The organism is Paenibacillus sp. NPDC101420, assembly GCF_050277435.1.
Classification (GTDB): Bacteria; Bacillota; Bacilli; order Paenibacillales; family Paenibacillaceae; genus Paenibacillus_AQ.
Genome location: NZ_JBNNSE010000002.1, coordinates 320,173 through 343,054 on the forward strand (window position 1 = coordinate 320,173; position 22,882 = coordinate 343,054).

Below are 22,882 nucleotides of genomic sequence, written 5' to 3' on the forward strand. Positions count from 1 at the left end.
TTATCTTATAGGTACGCAATTGGCGACCACCTTTTTCGTCAAGCGAAAGAAGCAAAAGGGAGCGTGACAGCCATTGAAGCCTAACCTCAGGAAGTTAATGCCAGGCCTTTTATTTGCCTTCTTTCTTAGTTTATCGGGCATAACGGGAACCCACCAAAGTTTTGCCGCACCACTGAACAGTGAACCTGCCAAGGTGACTGCGCATGGAATGAAACCGGAACTGAAGGTGATCCCGGGAGGTCAAACGATCGGAGTAAAGGTGAAATCAGCAGGTGTTCTGGTTGTTGGACATCATCTGATTGAAGTATCCGAGAAATCCAAGCTTTCCCCAGGTGAGGTCAGCGGTTTGGTGCCAGGTGATTTGATGATCTCCATTGATGGAGAGAAGTTGGACGAGTTATCTAAGGTGGCCAAGCTTGTGGATCGTGCTGGAAAAGCGAATAATTCTCTGACGATTGTCTTTAAACGCGCTGGGAAAGAGCATACAGCCAAGCTGAAACCTGCGTATGATATTAATGACAAAGTCTGGAGGTTAGGCCTGTACATTCGAGATTCTGCAGCGGGTGTCGGCACGTTAACTTTTTATGCCCCGAAACAGGGGGTTTATGGAGCTTTAGGACATGTGATTACGGACATGAATACAGGAACACCAATTGTTGTTGGCAGCGGTCATATTGTTCAGTCCAGTGTAACTTCGATTTCTAAAAGCCAGGATGGCGATCCGGGTGAGAAACGAGCCCATTTCTTAAAAGAAAGCCAAGTGCTTGGTAATGTGGAGAGTAACACGGATTTTGGCATCTTCGGTAAAATGAGTCGTAATCCCGAGCATAGTCTTTATAAAGAACCTATTCCTGTGGCAATGAGCAATCAAGTCAAGGAAGGTCCAGCTGAAATTCTTACCGTTGTAGATGGGCAGCAGGTAGAACGATTTAAGGTTGAGATCATTCATGTGGCACATCAGCAGACGCCGGCGACAAAGGGTATGGTAATTCGTATCACAGATCCGCGACTGATCGATAAGACAGGTGGTATCGTTCAGGGGATGAGCGGAAGTCCAATCGTTCAAAATGGACGGCTCATCGGCGCTGTAACTCATGTGTTTGTAAATGATCCTAAGTCCGGTTACGGTTGCTTCATCGAATGGATGCTTAAGGATTCTGGTGTAACCCTACAGGAGAATAGGTATCCATTAAATCTTAAGGCGGTTTAGCCTTAAGATTTTTTTGTCGAAGGAATACGAAGATCATCGAACTTTGAAATAAAATATTTAATTATAATCCATGCCAGAAAAAAAATAAAGAAAAATAATTTTCGACAGAAGGGAATTCAATCTCCATGTCGAAAATGTTAAGAGACAAGAAAAAAATGTTATTTTCGAATAGCAGATATAATTAAGGAGGAAGCAGCCAGTGCAGAATATTGAAGTGTTGTTGGCCGATGATAACAGGGAGTTTACGAATTTGCTTTCCGAATACATTTCTGAACAAGAAGATATGACGGTAACGGGTATCGCCTACAATGGTGAAGAAGTGCTTCAAATGCTAAGCGAAGCACGCAAAGTTCCCGATGTCCTTATTCTTGATATCATCATGCCACATTTAGACGGTCTGGGTGTCTTGGAACGTCTGCGTGATATGGATCTGAATCCTCAACCGAAGATCATCATGCTGACCGCTTTTGGTCAGGAGAACATCACTCAAAGAGCTGTACAGCTTGGTGCATCCTATTATATTTTGAAACCGTTCGATATGGAGGTCCTGGCAAATCGTGTACGTCAGCTTGTAGGGGTCCAAGGCAGCATGAGCTCATCCTCTAACATGTACAACTATTCGTCGACGTCCAGATCGAATGTAGTGCCGCTTACGAAGGGCAAGAATCTTGATGCTAACATTACCTCGATCATCCATGAAATCGGTGTTCCAGCACATATCAAGGGCTATCAGTACCTGCGCGAAGCGATCACCATGGTATATAACAATATCGAGATCCTTGGTGCGATTACAAAAACACTCTATCCAGCCATAGCAGAGAAATTCAAGACCACGCCTTCACGCGTAGAACGCGCGATTCGCCATGCAATTGAAGTGGCTTGGACCCGTGGCAACATCGACTCCATCAGCCATTTATTCGGCTACACCATTAATATCTCCAAATCTAAGCCTACTAACTCGGAATTTATTGCCATGGTAGCCGACAAGCTACGGATTGAGCATAAGGTTAGTTGAAAGGGTTAGGGGCAGTGCGTGGTAAGGGATTAAGGGTTGTTGGTAGGTGTTTAGGCTGAAACGATTTTGCCTATAAACTTCTTTTTGGGTAATTTAAAGCCAATCAATTTCTTATTTGTATATGTATAAATTTCACTCCTTTATTGGGTTGGTAAATCCAATGGAGGAGTGTTTGTTTATGACTGATTTTTAATTTCAGATTGATAATTTTATGTTGTATTGTACTTCGCAGGGAATATCTTATAACACATCTTGTGTAAAATGAATTAGAAGCAGATGAACAGTTAACTTTCTTCAATAGAGTTGATTATAGAGATTATCTATTGGAACAATTTAGCATCTGATAAAACAAATATTTTATCTAAAAGGAGACATATGAACTTGAAAAAATAGTGGGAGTGTGAAATATGAAAAAAATATTATTGGTTTGTATTATGATAATGTTGATGCTAGCATCGGCTTGTGCAAATGTTGAAATGACATCAAATCCAAATACTTCTAGTGAGCCTAAATCTGAAACGGATGAGTCTATTATTCCAAAAAACAAATCCGTATATTGTGCTCAAGAAAGTATAAATTTGAATAGTGAAACTGAAAAATATTTCTATAGAACTTGGAAAGTTGAGAAGCTTTTGGGATTTGCAAATTCATATAATGATGCTTCTGAATATCCAACAGGGCAAAAATTCATTGGCGATGAAATTATCATCAAAAAAGACTTTTTTTCATCAAAAGGACTTAAAAACTATAGCGTTTATCAATATGAACTAAAAAAACCATTATATGAGATTACAGCGACATGTTATAACTCTGACTCTTTTTATAGATTATATAAAATAGATATCCCAGACTTAAATATAAATGATGTAGTAAAAGTAATAAATATAAGTGACCCTTCTACAAACCTTGGAATACCTTTAAGTTTTTTTGTTGTTAATAGCGATAGGCTTATCTTGTTATCAGAGGCAACTATTTTTGAGCTTAAAAATTACTGATTAAATGAATACGATTCTGAAAATGCCTGTGAAAATTAAAGGTTTACTTAAAAGAGTTAAAGGGGAATTGAGTCTTTGTAGAATATTAGGTCATTCCTCAGTGGAGGTTACTCAAAATGCATATCTTGATTTTTCAGACGAAGAGATTGGGAAGATATCAACTACATAGTCCTCTGGCTAGTATGGATATATAATTATTCAAAAAGACAGCTAACTCTATTGTTTAGAATTAGCTGTCTTTTTGTTGTTTTATATTCTATTCCATCTGAAACCAAGCTTACATACTCTCGAACTATTCATGTGGTGAAATAATGAAAATATTCTATAATAAAACGATAATTTACTCAAAATAATAGTTAAATATTAATGGCTTCTTAACAAAATTGGAGGGTGTAAACGTGAATCGATATGTAGTTGGTAAAAATGTTACAACGCCAGATGGTAAAGGAAAGGTTTATGCCTATAGTAATAACTGGAATACAGTAAAGTTAGAAAAGCATGGTGAAATTAAATATTACACAGAACTGCAATTAAGCAAAGTATAATAACACTGCTAATTAAAAAATGAATCCGAAGGAGATTACATAAAATGGGCCTATTTAAAGCGAACCCTGAAAAGGAAGCAAAGAAACGAGAGGCAAAAGAGCTGTGTAAGGCACTTGAAGCCGCTTGTCGCACCAATTACGTTATGATTCATCACATTTCTAGGTTCCCCAAGTCTGAAGCAAATGTAGTAATGGGGATTGGGCAGGGAGTCGAAAAGAACACACTTAGAATAAACGGTGAGACTGTAACTGTCACAGGTTTGGAGTGGCGTATAACGAACTATGACAAGCATTTAGAAAGCGTAAGGAAACACGATTCTCAAGAAAAAATAAGAAAAAGAATTAGTTCGAAAACAGAAGGATTAATGGAAAGTTTAAGAAATGGACAAAGGAAAACAAGGATAGGTTAAGGGTATATAGAGATAAAAGGACTGCTAAAAATTATAATATTACTGACATAGAGTGGACTAATTGTGAAAATTATTTTGATAATTCGTGTGCTTTTACTCTGGATTAAAAGCAGATGATCATTATATTCCAAGAGGCGCTACCATGCAAAAACATGATCTACACAAAAAACATGTGAACGACGATGGAGCAAACGATTTATCCAACTGTGTACCAGCTTGTTACAGTTGCAACAGACAAAAATGGAAATTCTGTTTTGAGGACTGGTACAATGAAAGCAACAAAAGCTATACTGAGGATCGGATTAATAAGATACATATTTGTTAAAAGTTGACTTCAGAAGATATCTGGAAAGTTAATAAATTTTTTGTTTTACTAAGATATATATAAACATGGTTAAGTTGAAAAAGCTAAAGATAATTAAACTTGAGAGAGCATTAAACATACATAAAAAATCAGGCGCGTTACAAAATTTACTGTATAGTGCCTGATTTTTTCCATAAAATTAACTACTCCATAGAATTCCATTAGTATTAATTAATTCTTTTATTTCTTTTCTGTATTAAGTAGAGAATTCCGCCAAATACGAATCCACAAATTACTCCAGCCAATAATGATTTAAGTACAGCGAGAGCAATTTCTTCAGTTGATGAATCAGTTACTGCAATATTAATAATAAATATTAAACTGAATAGTACTGTCGATACAAGGAAAGACTTTGATTTTAGAAAATTAATCATTTTTTCTCCTCTATTGTTTTTTAGTTGACAGTTTTATCCCAAAGTACTCCTCCACTTTTATCGCCTTCTTGGAATACATTATAAAATTTATCCTGAACAGTTAGTCCATAACCTGCGATTTCAAGTCCGAAATGAAATTTACCCTTTCCGAAAATTCTCACTTTTCCAGTCATTTCATAGGTAACTCCTTCTTCCCAATCGTCAACCTGCCAAATTGACAAAGTGCCTTTGTTATACCAAGCATCGACTAGATGAGGATTAACTGCTGTACCATTATAGGTAAAGTACCCTTGTACACTAATTGAAAAAATTGTGTTTCCCAGTATACTTTTAACATCGAGAGTATATGTTTTTGTTGGTGTTGCTTGACTTGCTGCTAATTTAGCCATATCGCTCGATAATAAAGCATTATCAATGACTTGTTCATCATCAGTTACTGTCTCGACAATAAAGAATGGGGAATCAGTTAATGTAATTTTAACATTATCTGAGATAATATGTTCTTTGAAATTACCATTCTCAATGTTAGTTCTTAAATAACTTTTGAGATCCATGTCGCTATCAGCTTCAGTTTCTGGAAGAACAGTTTTTTGGTTTGTATTAACAAAGTAATCCGTTATTAAGGATTCATTCACAGGATTATTTTGAAAAAATGAATTGATTGCTTGATTTGCTTCTTTCGTATTGTCAACATCAGCCTGTTCCAAATTCTTGATAAGATTATCTTGAATACTTTGTATTTCTTCAAGATATTGAGTGTTCACTGCTGTAGCACCCACAGTAGCTGAGAATAAACTGAACAATAGTAAACAAGAGAATAAAGACATTAAACATTTCTTCATAACATAATCTCCTTTGTGGTATATTTGGAATAATATGGAGTGTTTTGATTGTAACATGAAACAATAAAATATAGCAAATGTTTACAAAAATCACTATATTTATATAAATAACTCAATTGTTTATTTTTAATATTTAATATTTGTTATTTAAAGATTGATGATATTTGGAGTATAGTTGTCCCTTTCATTGTTGGTGGGGTTATTCTTGAGTTTAAGATATTTTATGAGGATAATACATCTATTACGGCAGCAGTTTATGGTATCTAAATTCAAGATAAAACAAACCCCTCTTTTATCACCATTGATCACAAATACACAGGCACAATACGCCTTACTTACGCGATTCTGTTCGATATTTTACTGATGGAATTAGATGGTATTTCAAATTCGTAAGTGGTATTAATGGAAGCCAAATCTAAAACTAAAGAGTAATTTTAAAGCCCTAGAGGATTATCTCAGGGGCTTTAATATATGTGTCTATTTCATATACTTTATTGATTAGTTCTCAGTAATCACCACAGTTTAGATTTTAATCTCCTGGCTATAATTGTTATATGCAATTACGAGGGAGAACGTTTCATATGACTAAAAAAACCAACAAGAACGAATATAAACTTGTTATTCATTACGCCACTCCTGAAGAGTCTATCTCTAAGAGCAACTAGAACAAGAAGTTTGTGATTGGATTGAAAAAATGTTAAAAATTCATTCCTAAAGTTCCTCCTGAAGCACATGATAAAAAGATCGGTAAAAATCAGATGAGCAAAAGGAACTATAAAATGAATTTAAGTTAGTTATTCACTATGCTAGCGAGGAAGAATCTAAGTCTATTGAATACTTTGAGGAAGAACTGATAAAGCGGTACTGATGAGGCAAAAAAGTTGGGTTTCGAATGGGGCGGAGATTGGACTACGTTTAAAGATTATCCACATTTTCAATTGACGTTTGGACGTCTACAGCAGATTATCGTAATGGTAAACAGCCAACTCAAACACAAATAGTTTTTGTCTATGCTCTTATTAGTCCGAAACCAGATAAATCAGTTCAAAAAGAGGATGATAATGTGGAAGCAGTTAAGGACGTTCTAACTAAAGATAATAGTGTACATAACGGATTTATTAAAGATAATGAGAACTATGTTCCAAATTAGTGTATTGAAAGCACTAGGTCATAAGGTAAGCTGGGACAATGTTAATAAAAAGCTGTATATCAGCTAATTTATTGGTGTGATGCGAAAATGCATTGCACCTATTTTTTTTATTTATATCTGGCTACGTAGTATAGTCACAATGTACTGTCATTGTTAACTCTAGATGCTTACGACATAATAAAATATGTAAACAATTTTGCGTACTAATGTCTAACCGTATGCCAATAAAGTCTATGAACAATTAACATAACCAAGATGTGAAATCCCTTACCCCATAAGGGCTACACCATTAATATCTCCAAATCTAAGCCTACTAACTCGGAATTTATTGCCTTGGTAGCTGACAAGCTGCGGATTGAGCATAAGGTTAGTTGAAAGGGTTAGGGGCAGTGCGTGGTAAGGAATTGTAGGTTGCTGGTAGGTGTTTACAGTCAGTATATAAAAACCGATAAACTTTTTCCATCTCACCCGATAAACCAATATGGTTTATTGGGTTTTGTTATTATATTAGGCAGTATGTTGCGGCAAGAGCTATCAACAAATCAATGCAGTAAAAAGACACTGAGATCTTATTCATCAGTGTCTTTTTTGTAGACATTTTCCCGCCAGAGGGTTGTAGTTTAAAGCAGCTTAATCAGCTCTTCTAGCTCGTCAACCATACCTTTTGCAAGTTCAAAATTATTGTCTTTTAAAGCTAATTCTATTTTCATTTCAACTGCTTTTTTATTTTGTTCATTTTCTAAATAATCTTTATCAAAATGACTGGCATAAATCATCTTTCTGAATTTTCGCATACTCATTTTTCTAATCGTCTTATCGTCAATGATTAATACATAATCCATACCATTTACTACAGAATAGAAATCATGAGAAATCATGAGAATCGCACCTTTATAGTCTTCAATGGCTTTCTCCAGTGCGATTTGTGTATAGGTGTCTAAATGGCTTGTCGGTTCATCAAGAAGCAATAAGTTTGCTTTGCTAGCAGAAACTTTTGCCAATTGCAGTATATTTTTTTCGCCACCGGATAAAGATTCTATCTTTTGATTAAGAATTTCTCCTTCAAAGCCATAGTTTGAAAGATGTGCTCTAATCTCGTCATAAGTTGCAAACCCAGCATCGATGAAGTCTTCTAGTATGGTATTAGAATCCTTTAGCACTTCGTCTTGAAGCTGAGAAAGATAAGCCACTTTAATATCAGCATTTATTTCAATTGAATCATGATTATTTTTAAAGATATCTCGGAGTAAAGTCGTTTTCCCGGTACCGTTTGGACCGATAAGGGCTACTTTATCTGTAGGTTTCATCTCAAAGTTAACATTTTCTAAAATCAACTCATCAAAGGAAACACTATAATTATTCACATTTAAAACAGTGATGTCTTCTTCAATTTCATTGTCCACACCAAAACTGATTTTCGGTTGCTTAATATCAACGAATGGCGCTTTAATTTTTCGCGCTTCCAATCTTTCTTGAAACTTAACCCTAGCTTTTAACGCTCTCCCTCTAGATGCTTCTGAATTATAGGTTGCGATCGCTCTAAGATTATCAATAATGTTATCGTATCTCTCAATTTCTTCTTGTTCAGCGACTGCGATTTCTTGTAACTCAATTTTCGTCTGAAGTAATGAGAAGTTATACTCAATATATCGCCCATCGAACTCTTGGATCTCCATGTTTTCAAGGTGTATAATTTTGTTAAAACAATGATTCAATAGATAACGGTTATGCGTAACAACTAGCAATATTCCTTTGTGAGCATTAATAAGATTTTTAAGTGCATTTAGGTTTTCAAAATCTAAAAATACATCGGGCTCATCCATAATCATTAAGTCTGGACTAGTCAGCATTTCCTTCATCACTTGAATAAGCTTGAATTCCCCACCACTTAGATCGGATACCCTAGCATCTTTTAGCTTCAAGAGGTTGGCTAAATTTAGTTTCTTATTAATATTGCTTTCAAAATCATTTCCATCCATTGAATCAAAGGCATCTAGAGCTAATTGATACTTTTCGAGTAATGAATCAATATCTGATGATGTTTCCATTTCAGTGAGAATAGCTGTTATTTCATTTTGTATCTTAATAAATTCTTCTCCTATATATTCAAAAACGGTTGTTTCTTTAGTTCTGTCTACTTGTGAGAACTGACTTACATATCCAATTTTGCAGTTTGGGTCAATTTCTAACTTGCCTTCGAACAAATATTTTTCTGGGTCCATCAGTATATCGATCAGTGTACTTTTACCACTGCCACTTGTTCCTATAAAAGCGCAATGTTGTGCCTCTTCAAGCGTAAATGAAATGTTTTTATATAGCTCTTTTTGCGGGAATGCGAAGGATAAGTTATCAACTTTTATCATAGTGTTACCTTTCTTTATAACTAAAATAGTGACTACTAATAGAGGTATTGAGGAGCATAAGATTTTGAGTTTACCGTTGATAGAGTAACATTGTTTACAACTAACATCAATCATTTCGAAATAAAGTTGTTCGTGAAATCGAAAAACACAACTTAGAACAATAGGATCAAGCTTACTCAGATGGCTTCTTATAGCTAGATTACATATGGTCAGTAGTTGAGTTGGCTGTGGCAGAGTCTCTTAGTATATCTTTCATGTTACGAATTGATTGGTTATAATTGGAAGAATAATAAGCTCAGGAGGTTCGTAGATATGAAGAAGAAAATAGTAGGGATTGTAGCAGCGGCGTTGTTACTTGGTGGTTCAATAGGATTCGCAGCGAGCTCGTCTTTAATTGGCGCTAAAGTTTCCGGAATGTATACGATAAAACAAGACGGAAAGAAGATTGCAGATGCGATTGTAGTAAATAACTCGGCCTACGTACCTGTGCGCACGATGTCCGAAGCGACCGGAGCAGGGTTGACGGTTGAAGGAAAAACGATAATATTGGAGAGTAAGGAGACTGAGAAGGCAGCGCTAAAAGCAAGTATTGCAGCGGCTAAACTCCGGGAAAGATTAGCAGGAGCAGAATCAAGCGTTCAAGTTCTCAAAGAAGCCATCCAACTGGTGGAAACTACTGCGGCCGACCGAACAAGCGCAGCGGACCAAGAGGCTCGAAGAAACTATATCGCGGAGTTGAATAAACGTGTGGATTTCATGGAAACAGAAATTGCGCAGCTCAAGGAGCAACTCGGCGAATAATAAATGAATAATGATGAAGAGTCTCGCCATTACTGGTGCGGCACGTTCGACGATGAAATTGGCCGTGCACTTGCGGATTAACGCGCAGTGAAATGTCCGACATAGGCGTAGATAGTGGCTGAAACAGCAACAAGTAAATAAATTTTCTTAGCGATTCTTCAATGATCTGAAGAATCGTTTTTTTTGTAATGACGGGAGAGTTTGTTTTCTTCGAACAAATGGATGATAATAAAGGAAAAAGCTAGGCTAATCGCATGACATCGTTTTTATAAACTACATAACTTTATACCCTAAAAGCGAGGCGTAACGAAATGAATACATCTGAGTTTCAACAGTATGTGAAGAAGTTCAGTGAAACCAAAGGTTTTGACACGAGCTCCATTGAGCAGAGAATGCTGTACTTAATGACTGAAGTAGGGGAATTGTCCAAAGAGGTGCTATCCGTATCCTTCGACCCCGGTGCAGAGAAGAAAGAAAACTTGGGATTTGAGATGTACGACGTGGTGTGGAATATTTTTGATCTGGCCAATAAACTGGATATTGATCTAGAGCAGGCATTTAAACGTAAGCTGGAAATCAATGAACAGAGATCATGGGAGTAATACAAAACAATCCAAGGACATCCCGCTCGGGAAGCCTTGGATTTTTTGATTTATAATTTTTTTATTTAAATGAAGCATAACCTTCATCAGCCATTACAACACTACCGTTAATTGCACTAGCTTCTGGTAAGGAGAGCAAGTATACAGTGTCTGCAACTTGTTCAGGCAATGTTAATTTGTTACCCATTACTTTGCTCTTCATCTGGTCGACCATTCCTTGATCTTTATATCCTTGGATAATTGGCGTATCTACAGCGCCTGGAGCAACGGCAAGCACGCGGATGCCATGAACGGACATTTCAAGTGCTGCGGATTTAGTCATCATAATGACCGCACCTTTGGAAGCGTGATATGCGAATGTACCTGGGGAAGCTAGGAATCCAAATACAGAAGCTGTATTAATGATGACCCCCTTGATGCCGAGCTCACGCATTTTTTTACCTGCTGCGATAATACCGTGGGCAACACCATGCTGATTGACATTAATAACACTATGATAATCCTTAAGGTCTTGGTCTAGTACAGGAGTGACGCGGCCGATCCCGGCATTGTTGAACATAACGTCAATTCTTCCATATGTGGCAACGGTTTTCTCAACCAGTGCTTCTACCTCTTCGTATTTTGAAACATCCGTTTTGACGAAAATAGCTTCGCCACCATCCTTGATGATCTGTGCGACCGTTTCTTCACCTAATTGTTGATTGAAATCGGCAACGACCACTTGATCACCTTTACTTGCAAATTTAATTGCGGTTTGTTTCCCGATTCCACTGGCTCCACCTGTAATTACGGCTACTCTTTTGTCTGTCATTTGGGACTCCTCCTCGAGAAATATAGTTATACTAGAAATATAGGTTCATAAGGTGAAAAGGTTATTTACTAACTTATTTACATTGTAGCACTTGTCTAAATTAATTAAAATTTAAGTAAATTTAATAGGTGTTAAGTAAATATTAACTTAGGGAGTGATTCAAATGAATTTAGAGCAATGCGAGAATATCGTAGAAGTCGCAAAGATTGGTTCACTAACCAAAGCTGCTCAAAATCGTCATATCACCCTGTCTGCCATAAGCCAGTCCATAACACTGCTGGAAGCGGAGCTTGGAGTTACTTTGTTCATTCGTTCGCGAGGCCAACGAGCAGTTCCCACAGCAGAGGGACAAGCCATTATCGGCAAAGCAAATGAAGTCTTGATGAAAGTAAATGAATTAAAAGCTGAAGCACAGATCTACAGCGATGCGCTTAGTGGTCATTTGAAGATTGCTACGATTCCGGGACCCATGCATCTAATCGTGAAGGTCATATCCGGTTTTAAAGCGGATTTTCCAAATGTGAAAATAGAGATTTTTGAAAAGGGGCCTAAAGAAATTCTGGATAATGTGCTTCAGGATGAAATGGATATCGGACTGATGGTCTCGCCAGAGGGCTTATCAGAGAAACATAAAGGAGTCGTATTCGAGGAATTAATGGAAGGTAAGATTGTTGTAGGCGTACATCCTCAATCACCACTAGCTCTAAATACAATAATTACGCCCGAACAGTTAGTAGGCCAGACGTTGGTTTTATACGATGATCATTACATACAGGACTTTGTGGAGCGTTATTTACTAAAAGTTGGGCCGATGAATATTCTTTTTACAAGCAATAACACCCGTGCCATTGATAATGCAGTTGCGTCAGGACTCGCGATCACGATTGGGATGGATTATTCTTTTCTAAAAACATTTGAGGGTTCTCAGAAGATCATGAAGACGATCGAGCTACGATCACCAGATCGTAATACTCCGGGGTCCATTGTTTCAGCTTCTAAACAAGGATCGAAAACGGTCAGAAGATTCATCAACAGGTTAAAACATGAATTTGAGGAGGGGATTAGAAGAAGTTAACAGTATGCCTTGGTAAATTTTATCTAACCTTTACGCTTCCTAGTTATTATAACCCTATGATGTTGTCCAAGCTCAGATCGTTATTAGGACAGCCAAGTGGGGAGGATGTCAACACAGTGAGAAGGTATCTAAGGCAAATTAATGTGGCAGTTATTTTTATTTTGTTGATTTCGTTGTTGCAGCCGGGAGTATTTGTTCACGCTTCCATTTCTGATTTACCAGCAACAAACTACGGAACCGTTATTGATGTACGTCAAACAGAGCTCGCACCTGGGGCGATGTACACCTGGATGGATCTTCAGAATGAACGTGGTTTACAAAAGATTCATGCAGTGGAGTTCAACCCAGGGCAAGGCCATTTAGAACTGCGGGCAGGTACGAAGGATGGAAAGGTATACGGTATGAAGGGTGTTACAGAAATGGCCGCTTATGCGGATTCGTCTGGAAACCGGGTGATCGCAGGGATTAACGGTGATTTTTATGAAATCTCCGGTTTTGCCACGGGTGTTCCGAATGGATTATTTATGGATGATGGTGTAATCCTGAACAGTTCGATTTCAGCTTTTACTTTTGGTTTAAAAGAAGATGGCAGCTCGATTTATGGGGTGCCGAAGCTGACCAAGAACGTAACGATTAATGGAAAAACAACTAATTTAACCAGCATCAACCGTTATCGAAATACGAATGAGCTGGTTCTTTATACGGAAGATTATAATACAACTACAAAGTCGACCAATGAGGGTGACGAGGTTGTTCTAGATATTGTCGAGGGAGAAGTGAAGAGCGGTCAGACCTTGAAGCTAAAGGTATCTGATATTCGCAACAATCAAGGCAATACGCCGCTTACCAAAGGAAAAGTAGTTTTGTCTGCTAACGGAACGTCTCGTGCTGTTCTGCAGGGGTTATCGGTTGGCGATAACGTTACTGCGACCTTTGCGCTTAGTGGAGAATGGAATGATGTGAAGGTAGCTATTGGCGGCGAAGGGCCGCTGGTAAAAGACGGAGTAGTTCAACAAGGTGTAGGGCCTTTAGGAATTCATCCACGTACAGCCATTGGGACAAAAGCGGACGGAAGTCTCGTTCTATTCGAAGTGGATGGAAGATCTCCAGGTTTTAGCGAAGGTGTAGATACGGATGAGCTTGGCTACATTCTGAAGGATATGGGCGTTGTGAACGCCATGAATCTGGATGGTGGCGGCTCTTCTACTTTTGTGGCCAGAATGCCGGGTGCATCTGGTGTCAAAATGATGAATCAGGGCTCTGATGGCTATGAACGTAAAACCGGCAACGGTTTGCTGGTCGTCAACACAGCCCCAGAGCAATCATCAGCTTCTAAGCTAGTTGTGCAACCGAATGCGGAACGTATTTTGCAAGGCTCCAGCTTTATGTTCAAAGCAGCAGGAATGGACGAGAACGGCCATCCGGCACCTTATTCGGGTACTTTGAATTGGCAGGTGGACGCTGACCTTGGTACTGTCGATGCGAACGGAGTCTTCACCGCAGGAACCACTGCCGGCACAGGAACGGTAAATGTAGAGGTGGGGGCAGTCAAAGGCAGTGGGGAAATCGAAGTCGTGGATAAGCTCACAGACCTTAGGTTTCCTGATGAGATCAAAACTTATTCTTCAGGTGCTGCTGCGCAATTAACTGTGAAGGCGCTACGTAATGGACAGGTAATTCAAGCCGACAACCATAGCTTTGAATGGCGGGTAGAGGGCGAGATCGGAACTGTAGATGAGAAAGGTCTGTTTCAAGCGACGAGTGAAAATGGGAAGAACGGGAAGATTTATGCTAAGTACGGGGACGCCCAGACCTCTTTTGAAGTAAATGTAGGGTTACCGCCTGTAATGCTGGAGGATTTTGAGAATGGCATTGATAAATATATTGCCTCCAGTGCAGCAGCTAACAGTGTGGCCATTCAGGAAGTGACTGATCAGGATTTTGTCCGTAATGGGGATAAAGCCTTAAAGCTGGAATATGATTTTGTTAATAAAACAGGCACATCGGGTGCTTATTTAGCCGCAAGCTCAACTGCCAATCGGATTCAGATTCCGGGGTATCCTGAGAAAATCAGTATGTGGATCTACGGAGATGGCAAAAAGCACTGGCTGCGGGGACAGATTCGTGATGGCAATAATGCGGCAGTGCCTGTGGATTTTACAGATCAGGTGAATGGAGTGAACTGGACGGGGTGGAAATACGTCGAAGTATCCGTTCCTAAGGGAAAAACCACCCCGTTAACGATGGATATGCCTGTCCGCTATATGGAGACAAGCAATCTTAACAAGAGCGCAGGTGCAATTTACGTTGATGATATTCGTGCCATTTATGGTCCGATAGAGGAGGATAGAACACCTCCTGTGCTTAAAGATGCCTATCCTGGCGTGAACGAGATTGTCAAAACAGCTACACCGACCCTTTCCGTCAATGGTGAGGATGATGGTTATGATCCAGTGGTGCATCCGGGAACGACCTTAATCGATCCGGACAAAACACGAGTATATGTGGACGATCAAATAGTGGAGCATGGCTTTTATCCTCCAAAAGGTCAGATCACTTATAAACCAAAGGTTCCACTTACAGAAGGCCGTCATAAAGTAAAAGTTGCCATCCGCGATTTGAGCGGTAACCAGACGATAAAAGAATGGTATTTTACAGTGAATTTGGGCTCTCCGTTCTATGTATACAAAACACCAGAAGTAGTATATGCCGGCAACACCTACACATTGGACGTAACGGCAGAGAAAGCGGGCAAGCTGAAGCAAGGAAATCTTACGTTTGCTTTTAATCCGGCTGCAGTTAAAGATTTGCAGGTAATTCGGGGGAATAAGTTATCAGAAACGCAAATGGAATCGATCATTGATCCAGCTTTGGGCACTGTGCGTCTTAACCTAACGAATATCAATTCCTCCAATCTACGAGATACGGATCTCATCGGACAAATTCAATATACGGTTCGAAATGATTATGTGGGTCCCTATACTCAGGAGCAGCTCGCTGGGGATACAAGCAAACGTTTTGTAATTGAAAATACATCCGGATCTGTAACTTCGACAGAAGGTACCGGGGTTCCTATTTCTTTTATTGGAGCGGCTGTTGAATCTGTTGTAAAGACACAGTTGATGCTCACTTGGAACCATTATGATCTTGCGAAGGGCTTTGATGCGTCTTTTGCGGTAAAAGATCTGAATGGAAGTGTTGTTGAAGGTGCGAAGCTGCTGTTCGATGGATTGGAGGTACAAGGCGCAACTTCAGAGGGAAGTGGGACACTTACTACTGGCTTTGTCACTTCAGCAGAAGGAACTTTTAAATTGCAGGCGGTAAAAGGAAATACCTATAGTCCTGTAATGACGTTCAAGGTTGCTCCATATGACGGTACTGCTGCCCCGCGTAATGTTAATGTTACGATGGGCCAGGATGCAGCGACTTCTCGCCAGTTTACTTGGCAGACTGAACCGCTAACCGTGAATACTGTAGTAGAATTGGTGAAAAAGGCAGAATTCACAAGCTTACAAGCAGCGAATGTAATGAAAATTACTGGCAACAGTTCAATTTACAACACCAACAATGATGGAACGATGCGAGTTCATAAAGCGGAGGCAGTAGGGCTTATCCCTGGAACCGAATATGTATATCGTGTGGGGGATGGGGAGTCAAATGTAAGTGAGCAAGGAACCTTCGTTACAAGCGGGGGGGAGAGCGCTTCTACAAAATTCTTGTTTATCGGAGATTCTCAAGCAGATTCTAAAGCGGGGTTTAGTCTTTGGGGCAATACGATAGAGGCTGCTTTTGCCTATATGCCGGATGCTGAAATGCTGGTCCACGCTGGAGATATGGTGGATAAAGGCTTTGAACAAGAGCAGTGGAACTGGTGGTTTGATGCAGCCCAAAAGCAGCTGATGAATACCACGCTTGTTCCGATTATTGGGAACCATGAAGTGATGGGAACCAATGGCGATGGGGATTATCTGGCGCAATTCAATAACCCGCAAAACGGTGCGGCGAGCGTAAAAGGTACGAATTATTCTTTTGACATTCAGGATACACATTTTGTGGTTATGAATACAGAGCATTCAGGTGCTCCGTTCACTGAACAGGCAGAGTGGCTGGATCAGGATCTATCTGCTACAGATAAAAAGTGGAAGGTGATTTTTTTCCATCAAGGGCCCTATGGCAGCATCTATTCGAATGAACAGGTGCAAGCAAAGTGGGTGCCGGTGTTTGATAAGCATAATGTGGATCTAGTGATGAACGGTCATGATCATATTTACTTGCGAACTTTTCCAATGAAGGATGGTAAACAGGTAGCAGAAGGCGAAGGCACACGATATGTTATCGGCGGTTCCTCCGGTCCTAAGTTCTATGCGCTGACGCCACGTTTTTGGCAGGAAAAAATATATGACGAAGATGAGCAAATCTATACGGCTGTTGAAATTGGGAAGAACGAGATTACGGTTACGGCAAGAACGGTAGACGGTGTAGAAATTGACCGTTTAGTGATCGGGAATTTTGTTCCAAAATCCATTACGCTGGATCAAACAGCTGTTGAGCTTGAGCCTGGTGCTAGTCTGCAATTGCAAGCTAAGGTAGTGCCGGATGAGGCTAATCATCTGACAAAACTTTGGTCCATCGTTCCTGAAAGGGCAGAATCAGTAGTTACCGTAGATGGAAATGGCTTGGTTACTGCGCTAAAACCAGGGACAGCTAAGGTGAGAGTCACAGTGGCAGGTTACCCGAATATTTTTGCGGAAAGTAAGATAACTGTAGATGCGCTGCAAGCGATTAAGCTTCAGGGCAAAGGACAACTTAAACCAGCAGAGGTCGACCAGACAGTCACCGAAGCAGTCTATGCATCCGGTAAACGAATCCCAATATTGGATGGACTTCATTATTCCAGCTCGAATGAGCATATTGCTACAATCAATGAACGGGGCTTGGTCGAGGCTCATCAGGAAGGCTCTACTGTGATCTCAGTAACCTACAGGGAGTTCGCCTCGGAGTATAGTCTCGTAGTAACAAATGATGAGGCTCCTATCCTTACAGAAATAACGATAAAAGGGCCGGATTCGCTGGAACAAGGAAATAAAGGCTCCGTTGTTGTTCAGGCGGTATATAGTGACGGAAGCAAGCAAGAATTGGTCGAGAGCGTAAGGTATGATACATCTGATCATTCCATTGCAATGATTAGTGAGAATGGGGAGCTTCACGCATTGAGTGCTGGTATAACAAAAGTCAGCGCTGTTTATAAGGGGTTCAGCACTGAATATATTTTGACAGTGACTGAGAGCACGCCAGGTACGACTCCGACGCCAAGCCCAGAGCCAACACCGGAACCAACACCAAGTCCAGAGCCAACACCAACACCAGGAGGCTGGGTGCCGGGACCTGCGGTGACAGCAACGCCGACTGCTACACCGACTCCGTCGGCATCTGCACAAGCGGGTGTAGTAACCATAACAACCTCTCAACTGTCAGAGAACAAGAATGCTCAAGGTGAAGTTGTGGTTTCTGTTGACGGAGCGGTTACGGAGTTGCTTTTACCAGGCAATGCTGCAGAGCTGCTTGGACGCGCACCGCTTAGAGTGGTTATGCAGGATTTATCCGTTACGCTTCCTGCTACAGTACTGGCTGAACTAAGTAAGCTAATCTCAGCTGAGGCTCTTGCCAAGAGTACGATTTCACTACGGTTGAACACGTTAGCTAGTAATACAGCCGTGGATCTGTTAGATCGTGCAGGTACACTAGCTGGAGCACAATTGAGAGCGAAAAGTGATCTGCGAGATTGGTCGCTCAGCATCCTCATAGAAAATGGCCAGTCCTTCTCATTAAGTCAGTTTGCAGAGCCGATCACGATTTCATATAAGGTCGGTGCGACTGTAGAGCAAAGCTTATTGGGTATTTATTTTATTGATGATGCCGGTAAGTTGGAGTATATGAGCAGTACATGGATGAATGGTTATCTATCTGCTGCTGTCAGTCATTTTAGTAAATACGTTGTATTAGAATATGACAAAACATTCAATGATCTGAAGCCGGATCACTGGGCTTACCTTGCTGTGAAGCAGCTTGCGGCAAAACAGCTTGTACAGGGGGTAGCTGTGGATCGTTTTGATCCAAACCGTGCGGTTACACGTGCGGAGTTTACAGCGATGTTAGTCCGTGCGCTTGGCTTAAAAGGTCAGGCAGAAGCTGGTTTCACTGATGTACCTGCTGATAAATGGTATGCAGAAGCAGTAGGGTTAGCAAAACAAGCTGGAATTGTTAACGGTCAGACCGCTTTACTGTTTGAACCGGATGCCAGGATCTCTCGTCAAGAGATGGCAGCGATGCTGGCTCGTGCATATGCATACGCCAAGAACAGCGTATCTGTAGCTAGTCTTAACGTTTCAGCATTTAATGATATTGGCACTGCACCACAATGGGCTCAAGAGGCTATCAGCGAGGTGTACAGACTTGGATTGATGCAGGGACGTGCTGTAGCGCAATTTGCTCCGAAGCAAAACGGCACGCGTGCCGAAAGTGCACAGATGATCCTCAATCTGTTGAATGTTATGGAGTAACGATTATGGCCAGTTCCAGGTTGTTGGGACTGGCTGTTTTTTTAACAAATTGGATTAGCTGGAAGCACACAATGGTTTGCAGACAGTAGATGGTTTGGGATCGTTATGGACTGTATTGCAGCGATTTCAACTTTTTGGTCTATTTTTCCAAATTTTCGGACATCACAACTCTTATTGTCATACTTTTGCACCGAACCGTAGTATATTTTAATGAACAGTTGCATTTGAGTCCGATACGCTGTAATTCCCAACCAACGATTACAATCCAGAGCCTGGCAGATGAGTATCAAATCTTCTCCGATATTTTGGAAATCTAGTATTATATTGGGTTTTTGGTACTGAGAATCACCCTTCAGAGGCAAGTAATTACTAGTATTAATTGTTATAAGCCAACACAAATTGTTATGTTGTGTTATGATAGTAGGGAGGTGACTCCCATGAATGATTTTGAGAACTATCCCGATGAGCTGGGTAATTTCATTCGGCACATCAGAAAGACGAGAGGGTTAACCTTAAGAGGACTGGAAGAAAAGAGCGGCATAAGTTACTCACAGCTTAGCAAGATCGAGCGTGGAGAGAGCATTCCGCTAAAAGACAATCTGGACAAGATCATCGAAGCACTTGGAACAGATCTGAAGAATCGGATGTATCATTTGGCAGACTATATGCCAGATATTGAATATATCAAGACCTTAAAGCATGGTTATGAGCTGCCACAGCTTAAACAGTCTCAGGACTACATTTATGAGACGGCATTTAACAAGCTTAAGGAATTCAGGGCAAAGGAAGGTAAAGAAACATCTTACGTTTCCTTTGATTCTAATGAAGTCATAGTTTATGAAACGGAATATGGGGCAGGAATGGTAATAGAGAAGATTGAGAAATACAATCTTACCGACGTCCTGAACGATAAGTTTGAGGGTTGCCTCGACTCCTTAAGAAAGAGCCCTCGGAAAGGGCGTCAAGCCTTTCTATTTGGCGAGTGGTTACGGGAGTGCGTTTATGAGCTGAAGGAAGAAGAACAGGATCAGGTCATACAAGCGCTCAAAGAATTTACGCAGTTTAAAGTACAACAGATAAAGGGTGCTTATAAATAATGTGTGTTTCATAAATGATCTCAAAAATGAATAATGTTGCCCTTTCTTGCAGCCATCTATTCATCTTGATCCATAAACTAACAACTAAAAATGGTTTGACAGAAAAGGGGATATTAATAATGAAAATTAACATGAAGTTTACCAGCAAGGGAAAAGTCGCTATAGAGAATTTTAATAACGAGGAATTGCTGGAGATCTTCGCACGATACATCAAGACATTATCCAAAAAGTATGATATCGAAGTTGATGTTCCTCTTGAAGAGAATCAAAATATTGTTGGTGATGGCGCTGTAATTGCGACTGCACAAAATGTGAAATGCGATGTAGAAACTTTTTTCAAAGAGCTGGGTAGAGATATTAAAGTTCCTTTGAAGAAAAGACTTGGCGGAAAATTGGAAAATGTATTTAAAACGGAAATTACGGAGTAGAAGATTACTCTATTTCAGGGAGTAGTCCTTACTGCATATAAAGAAGGTAGGGCCTTCAGGAGGCTCTACCTTCTTTATGTTGATGATGTTAACATGAAGACAATCTAGAGAACACTCGCAGTGAAGCCATAGGAAGTTATGTAATTATGTCATAATTTGCGAATTAATTTGTGTATGGGGATGTTATGATTTTTCAGTTTGTATGAGATCTCTACTGTCTAAGATCTCTCTAACAATCTCTATGAAATCTGGTAAAGCTTGTGCCTCAAGCGCTAATTTATAGATGTTAAGTAATTCTTCATCAGATATTGATTCAAGAGATGAGGGGCGTGGTGAGGGATGAAAATAGTAATTCATTTGGTTCCTCCATCATATATTTGTTTTTATTACACATTTATATATATGGTATCATTTGGAATACAATCCGTCTCCTGTCATTCATCCTATGAATTTTTCTTTACATCTTAGGGGAATTATGGCATAATAGCTATTTTGTGTGATAATAGATTGGTTTACTTTGAATTTTAATAAACAAAAACAATCCCGACATGTATAGTACATGTCGGGATTGTTTTAATCAGAATCTTTCTTATGAGTAGATAAGTACTTCTTTAGGCGAGGTTCATTGGATTCCGAAACGGTAGTGAACTGCTTACCTTGATTAAAGCATACAATCTTGCGTCCGGGATCATAGCCTTCTATGTTGTTGATATTAACGACGTTGCTGCGGTCAAGGCGTTCGAATCCCTTACCCTCATACGCTACGGAAAGATCGGAAAGCGTGGTGGGGAGAATAAATTCGCCTTCTTTCGTATGGACGAATATTGTATTCTTATAATTGGAGAAATACAATATATCTTCCTCTAGAATATCACTAGAGGAACCGTCTTTCTGTAAGACACGCATCTTTTCCCCATCCTTGTTTGATTACTTGCGCAGTTCTTTTGGAATCTCAGGGCTGTTAGCAAGTGGTTTCAGAATTGTTGCAAAAACAACAGCAGAAATACCTAATAGGTTAGAAGCATAACGAGCTAAATTTTTCTTCATTTGATTGGCCTCCTTTGTAATGGAATTATAACTGTAAAGGATTGAACTAAAAATGCCAATCCAATGACAGACGAATGGATCCAAAAATTCAAAGAAACCAGAATTATGGAAATGATCTTTAAACCCAAATACCATTCCTTGGGGATTTGCGCATTAGCATCAGGATTTGGAGCACATAAGATCATTACAAGCAAAGAAAAAAGATTAATCCAAATGATATGGTTATGTATTAGATAAGTGATATGAGGGATCAGTGAACAGATAAAGATAGATACAATATTGCAGGACCTTGCGGATTTTAAATGCACTCCACCAGAAGACATTCTTAGGAGCATGCAGCTGGATAAGGCTAAGAATGTTTCCTTTAGCTGTCCAGTGAGCCCGCCGATGCATAACGAAGTTATAATAATGAATAAAGTATTTAAAATAATGCTAAGGGCATAATGCATGATTTCAATGGAATGCGTTTGCTCTGGATTACTTTTCTTAATGAGCTCAACAATTTTAAAAGTTAAATGACTCATAGTTATTTCTATCCTTTTTGTGTGAGAAATATAGATATCCCCATAATAGTACTCCATAAAAAATTGGGATGAAGAAAGAGAAAAAAGATTCAAAAAAGTAGGTGAGTAAAGTAACGACAATTACTGTAGGAAGATTAAGAGCAAATAATAATTTTTCGCTAGTCGTTGGTTTAATTCTTACATCGGGTTTGTCAGGTACAAAGTCAAATCCAATACGTTTATGACCCACATACATACCAATGAGAACCGCGGCTAATGCTGATAATATCTGCATTGTCATTATGTTTTTTGTAATCGGTTCCGAAGTATTTAGAGGCATGTTGATTACAGAGTCTAATAGATACATAATTATGGTTTGAATCACCGAGTAAGCTTGATAAGCCATTCCGGTTAATATGGAAGCGTAGAAGGGATGAATCCGGAATAACATCCACATAAAACAAAACATTAGTGCATATTGTGAGAAAGTATCTAATGAAGCTATCCCATAGTTGATTCTAAGGGTATAAGAAAAAAAGCCCATAATAAAACTAGCAAACAACATCTCTTTATGATATAAGTCAATTTTGAAAATTTTGAAAGCCAGAAAGAACATTGCATAGGTCTCTAGTATTGAAAATATCATAAAAAGCATAAAATCTATCATGCCGACACTCCCGATGACTTCTA

Annotated in this window: 20 protein-coding genes and 2 pseudogenes; 15 read left to right on the forward strand and 7 right to left on the reverse strand. The window is 39.5% G+C overall.

What is annotated here, in order from left to right; translation table 11 throughout:
* The first annotated feature begins 97 nt into the window (after positions 1–97).
* The 7 genes and pseudogenes from spoIVB to ACQKMP_RS10230 all read left to right on the forward strand — a co-directional run bounded on the left by spoIVB (position 98) and on the right by ACQKMP_RS10230 (position 4,500).
* On the forward strand, positions 98–1,210 hold the full coding sequence (spoIVB, locus tag ACQKMP_RS10200) for a SpoIVB peptidase (RefSeq protein WP_081382880.1): 1,113 nt from the start codon (positions 98–100) through the stop codon (positions 1,208–1,210).
* Positions 1,211–1,409: 199 nt separating this feature from the next.
* On the forward strand, positions 1,410–2,225 hold the full coding sequence (spo0A, locus tag ACQKMP_RS10205) for a sporulation transcription factor Spo0A (protein ID WP_042129795.1): 816 nt from the start codon (positions 1,410–1,412) through the stop codon (positions 2,223–2,225).
* Positions 2,226–2,632: 407 nt separating this feature from the next.
* The gene (locus ACQKMP_RS10210; protein WP_427469328.1) at positions 2,633–3,220 is read left to right on the forward strand and encodes a hypothetical protein; all 588 of its coding nucleotides are present in this window, start codon (positions 2,633–2,635) and stop codon (positions 3,218–3,220) included.
* 70 nt (positions 3,221–3,290) lie between these two features.
* Positions 3,291–3,414, forward strand: a pseudogene (locus tag ACQKMP_RS10215) (tyrosine-type recombinase/integrase); the annotation flags it as partial.
* Between the two features lie 204 nt (positions 3,415–3,618).
* Positions 3,619–3,765: a hypothetical protein gene (locus ACQKMP_RS10220; RefSeq protein ID WP_427469329.1), complete on the forward strand. Its 147-nt coding sequence runs from the start codon at positions 3,619–3,621 to the stop codon at positions 3,763–3,765.
* A gap of 44 nt (positions 3,766–3,809) precedes the next feature.
* Positions 3,810–4,175 carry a hypothetical protein gene (locus ACQKMP_RS10225; RefSeq protein ID WP_427469330.1) on the forward strand — a complete coding sequence of 122 codons (366 nt, stop codon included), beginning with the start codon at positions 3,810–3,812 and terminating at the stop codon, positions 4,173–4,175.
* Between the two features lie 142 nt (positions 4,176–4,317).
* Positions 4,318–4,500, forward strand: coding sequence for an HNH endonuclease (locus ACQKMP_RS10230; protein ID WP_427469331.1), 183 nt, complete (start codon positions 4,318–4,320; stop codon positions 4,498–4,500).
* Between the two features lie 433 nt (positions 4,501–4,933).
* On the opposite strand, the gene ACQKMP_RS10235 is transcribed toward ACQKMP_RS10230, so the two are convergent.
* The gene (locus ACQKMP_RS10235) at positions 4,934–5,755 is read right to left on the reverse strand and encodes a hypothetical protein (RefSeq protein ID WP_427469332.1); all 822 of its coding nucleotides are present in this window, start codon (positions 5,753–5,755) and stop codon (positions 4,934–4,936) included.
* Between the two features lie 881 nt (positions 5,756–6,636).
* Between ACQKMP_RS10235 and ACQKMP_RS10240 the strand changes: the two genes are divergently transcribed.
* Both ACQKMP_RS10240 and ACQKMP_RS10245 read left to right on the forward strand, forming a co-directional pair.
* Positions 6,637–6,756, forward strand: coding sequence for a M15 family metallopeptidase (locus tag ACQKMP_RS10240; protein WP_427469333.1), 120 nt, complete (start codon positions 6,637–6,639; stop codon positions 6,754–6,756).
* Between the two features lie 428 nt (positions 6,757–7,184).
* Positions 7,185–7,280 (forward strand): annotated as a pseudogene (locus ACQKMP_RS10245) (sporulation transcription factor Spo0A); the annotation flags it as partial.
* A gap of 245 nt (positions 7,281–7,525) precedes the next feature.
* On the opposite strand, the gene ACQKMP_RS10250 reads toward ACQKMP_RS10245, so the two are convergent.
* Positions 7,526–9,268: an ABC-F family ATP-binding cassette domain-containing protein gene (locus ACQKMP_RS10250; protein ID WP_427469334.1), complete on the reverse strand. Its 1,743-nt coding sequence runs from the start codon at positions 9,266–9,268 to the stop codon at positions 7,526–7,528.
* Positions 9,269–9,580: 312 nt separating this feature from the next.
* Between ACQKMP_RS10250 and ACQKMP_RS10255 the strand changes: the two genes are divergently transcribed.
* The gene (locus tag ACQKMP_RS10255) at positions 9,581–10,069 is read left to right on the forward strand and encodes a hypothetical protein (protein ID WP_339242844.1); all 489 of its coding nucleotides are present in this window, start codon (positions 9,581–9,583) and stop codon (positions 10,067–10,069) included.
* A 311-nt stretch (positions 10,070–10,380) separates the two neighbouring features.
* The gene (locus ACQKMP_RS10260; protein ID WP_042190426.1) at positions 10,381–10,671 is read left to right on the forward strand and encodes a MazG nucleotide pyrophosphohydrolase domain-containing protein; all 291 of its coding nucleotides are present in this window, start codon (positions 10,381–10,383) and stop codon (positions 10,669–10,671) included.
* Positions 10,672–10,732: 61 nt separating this feature from the next.
* Here ACQKMP_RS10260 and ACQKMP_RS10265 read toward each other — a convergent pair whose 3' ends face one another.
* The gene (locus tag ACQKMP_RS10265) at positions 10,733–11,482 is read right to left on the reverse strand and encodes an SDR family NAD(P)-dependent oxidoreductase (protein WP_042190424.1); all 750 of its coding nucleotides are present in this window, start codon (positions 11,480–11,482) and stop codon (positions 10,733–10,735) included.
* Between the two features lie 163 nt (positions 11,483–11,645).
* Between ACQKMP_RS10265 and ACQKMP_RS10270 the strand changes: the two genes are divergently transcribed.
* From ACQKMP_RS10270 to ACQKMP_RS10285, 4 genes are all read left to right on the forward strand, one after another.
* On the forward strand, positions 11,646–12,557 hold the full coding sequence (locus ACQKMP_RS10270; RefSeq protein ID WP_339266282.1) for a LysR family transcriptional regulator: 912 nt from the start codon (positions 11,646–11,648) through the stop codon (positions 12,555–12,557).
* Between the two features lie 116 nt (positions 12,558–12,673).
* The gene (locus ACQKMP_RS10275; protein WP_427469335.1) at positions 12,674–19,117 is read left to right on the forward strand and encodes a phosphodiester glycosidase family protein; all 6,444 of its coding nucleotides are present in this window, start codon (positions 12,674–12,676) and stop codon (positions 19,115–19,117) included.
* Between the two features lie 437 nt (positions 19,118–19,554).
* Positions 19,555–20,214, forward strand: coding sequence for a helix-turn-helix domain-containing protein (locus ACQKMP_RS10280; RefSeq protein WP_042190416.1), 660 nt, complete (start codon positions 19,555–19,557; stop codon positions 20,212–20,214).
* A gap of 119 nt (positions 20,215–20,333) precedes the next feature.
* Positions 20,334–20,642 (forward strand): hypothetical protein, encoded by a 309-nt coding sequence (locus ACQKMP_RS10285; RefSeq protein WP_042190413.1) that lies wholly within the window; start codon positions 20,334–20,336, stop codon positions 20,640–20,642.
* Between the two features lie 183 nt (positions 20,643–20,825).
* Here the strand turns inward: ACQKMP_RS10285 and sda are convergent, their stop codons facing one another.
* The 4 genes from sda to ACQKMP_RS10305 all read right to left on the reverse strand — a co-directional run bounded on the left by sda (position 20,826) and on the right by ACQKMP_RS10305 (position 22,859).
* On the reverse strand, positions 20,826–20,999 hold the full coding sequence (sda, locus tag ACQKMP_RS10290) for a sporulation histidine kinase inhibitor Sda (protein WP_081382883.1): 174 nt from the start codon (positions 20,997–20,999) through the stop codon (positions 20,826–20,828).
* A gap of 216 nt (positions 21,000–21,215) precedes the next feature.
* Positions 21,216–21,548, reverse strand: coding sequence for a LytTR family DNA-binding domain-containing protein (locus ACQKMP_RS10295; RefSeq protein ID WP_042190411.1), 333 nt, complete (start codon positions 21,546–21,548; stop codon positions 21,216–21,218).
* A 137-nt stretch (positions 21,549–21,685) separates the two neighbouring features.
* Positions 21,686–22,270 carry an accessory gene regulator ArgB-like protein gene (locus ACQKMP_RS10300; RefSeq protein ID WP_427469336.1) on the reverse strand — a complete coding sequence of 195 codons (585 nt, stop codon included), beginning with the start codon at positions 22,268–22,270 and terminating at the stop codon, positions 21,686–21,688.
* The gene (locus ACQKMP_RS10305; protein ID WP_143764067.1) at positions 22,194–22,859 is read right to left on the reverse strand and encodes a hypothetical protein; all 666 of its coding nucleotides are present in this window, start codon (positions 22,857–22,859) and stop codon (positions 22,194–22,196) included. The genes ACQKMP_RS10300 and ACQKMP_RS10305 overlap by 77 nt, the downstream gene beginning before the upstream one ends.
* Positions 22,860–22,882 lie beyond the last annotated feature (23 nt).

Bases quoted from the DNA above. Each gene is read 5' to 3' on its own strand.
- ACQKMP_RS10260 (WP_042190426.1), top strand. From the start codon at position 10,381: ATGAATACATCTGAGTTTCAACAGTATGTGAAGAAGTTCAGTGAAACC.
- ACQKMP_RS10300 (WP_427469336.1), bottom strand. From the start codon at position 22,270: ATGGAGTACTATTATGGGGATATCTATATTTCTCACACAAAAAGGATA.
- ACQKMP_RS10255 (WP_339242844.1), top strand. From the start codon at position 9,581: ATGAAGAAGAAAATAGTAGGGATTGTAGCAGCGGCGTTGTTACTTGGT.
- sda (WP_081382883.1), bottom strand. From the start codon at position 20,999: ATGAATTACTATTTTCATCCCTCACCACGCCCCTCATCTCTTGAATCA.
- ACQKMP_RS10295 (WP_042190411.1), bottom strand. From the start codon at position 21,548: ATGCGTGTCTTACAGAAAGACGGTTCCTCTAGTGATATTCTAGAGGAA.
- ACQKMP_RS10235 (WP_427469332.1), bottom strand. From the start codon at position 5,755: ATGAAGAAATGTTTAATGTCTTTATTCTCTTGTTTACTATTGTTCAGT.
- spoIVB (WP_081382880.1), top strand. From the start codon at position 98: ATGCCAGGCCTTTTATTTGCCTTCTTTCTTAGTTTATCGGGCATAACG.
- ACQKMP_RS10210 (WP_427469328.1), top strand. From the start codon at position 2,633: ATGAAAAAAATATTATTGGTTTGTATTATGATAATGTTGATGCTAGCA.
- ACQKMP_RS10270 (WP_339266282.1), top strand. From the start codon at position 11,646: ATGAATTTAGAGCAATGCGAGAATATCGTAGAAGTCGCAAAGATTGGT.
- ACQKMP_RS10265 (WP_042190424.1), bottom strand. From the start codon at position 11,482: ATGACAGACAAAAGAGTAGCCGTAATTACAGGTGGAGCCAGTGGAATC.
- ACQKMP_RS10225 (WP_427469330.1), top strand. From the start codon at position 3,810: ATGGGCCTATTTAAAGCGAACCCTGAAAAGGAAGCAAAGAAACGAGAG.
- ACQKMP_RS10280 (WP_042190416.1), top strand. From the start codon at position 19,555: ATGAATGATTTTGAGAACTATCCCGATGAGCTGGGTAATTTCATTCGG.
- ACQKMP_RS10230 (WP_427469331.1), top strand. From the start codon at position 4,318: ATGCAAAAACATGATCTACACAAAAAACATGTGAACGACGATGGAGCA.
- ACQKMP_RS10250 (WP_427469334.1), bottom strand. From the start codon at position 9,268: ATGATAAAAGTTGATAACTTATCCTTCGCATTCCCGCAAAAAGAGCTA.
- ACQKMP_RS10285 (WP_042190413.1), top strand. From the start codon at position 20,334: ATGAAAATTAACATGAAGTTTACCAGCAAGGGAAAAGTCGCTATAGAG.
- ACQKMP_RS10305 (WP_143764067.1), bottom strand. From the start codon at position 22,859: ATGATAGATTTTATGCTTTTTATGATATTTTCAATACTAGAGACCTAT.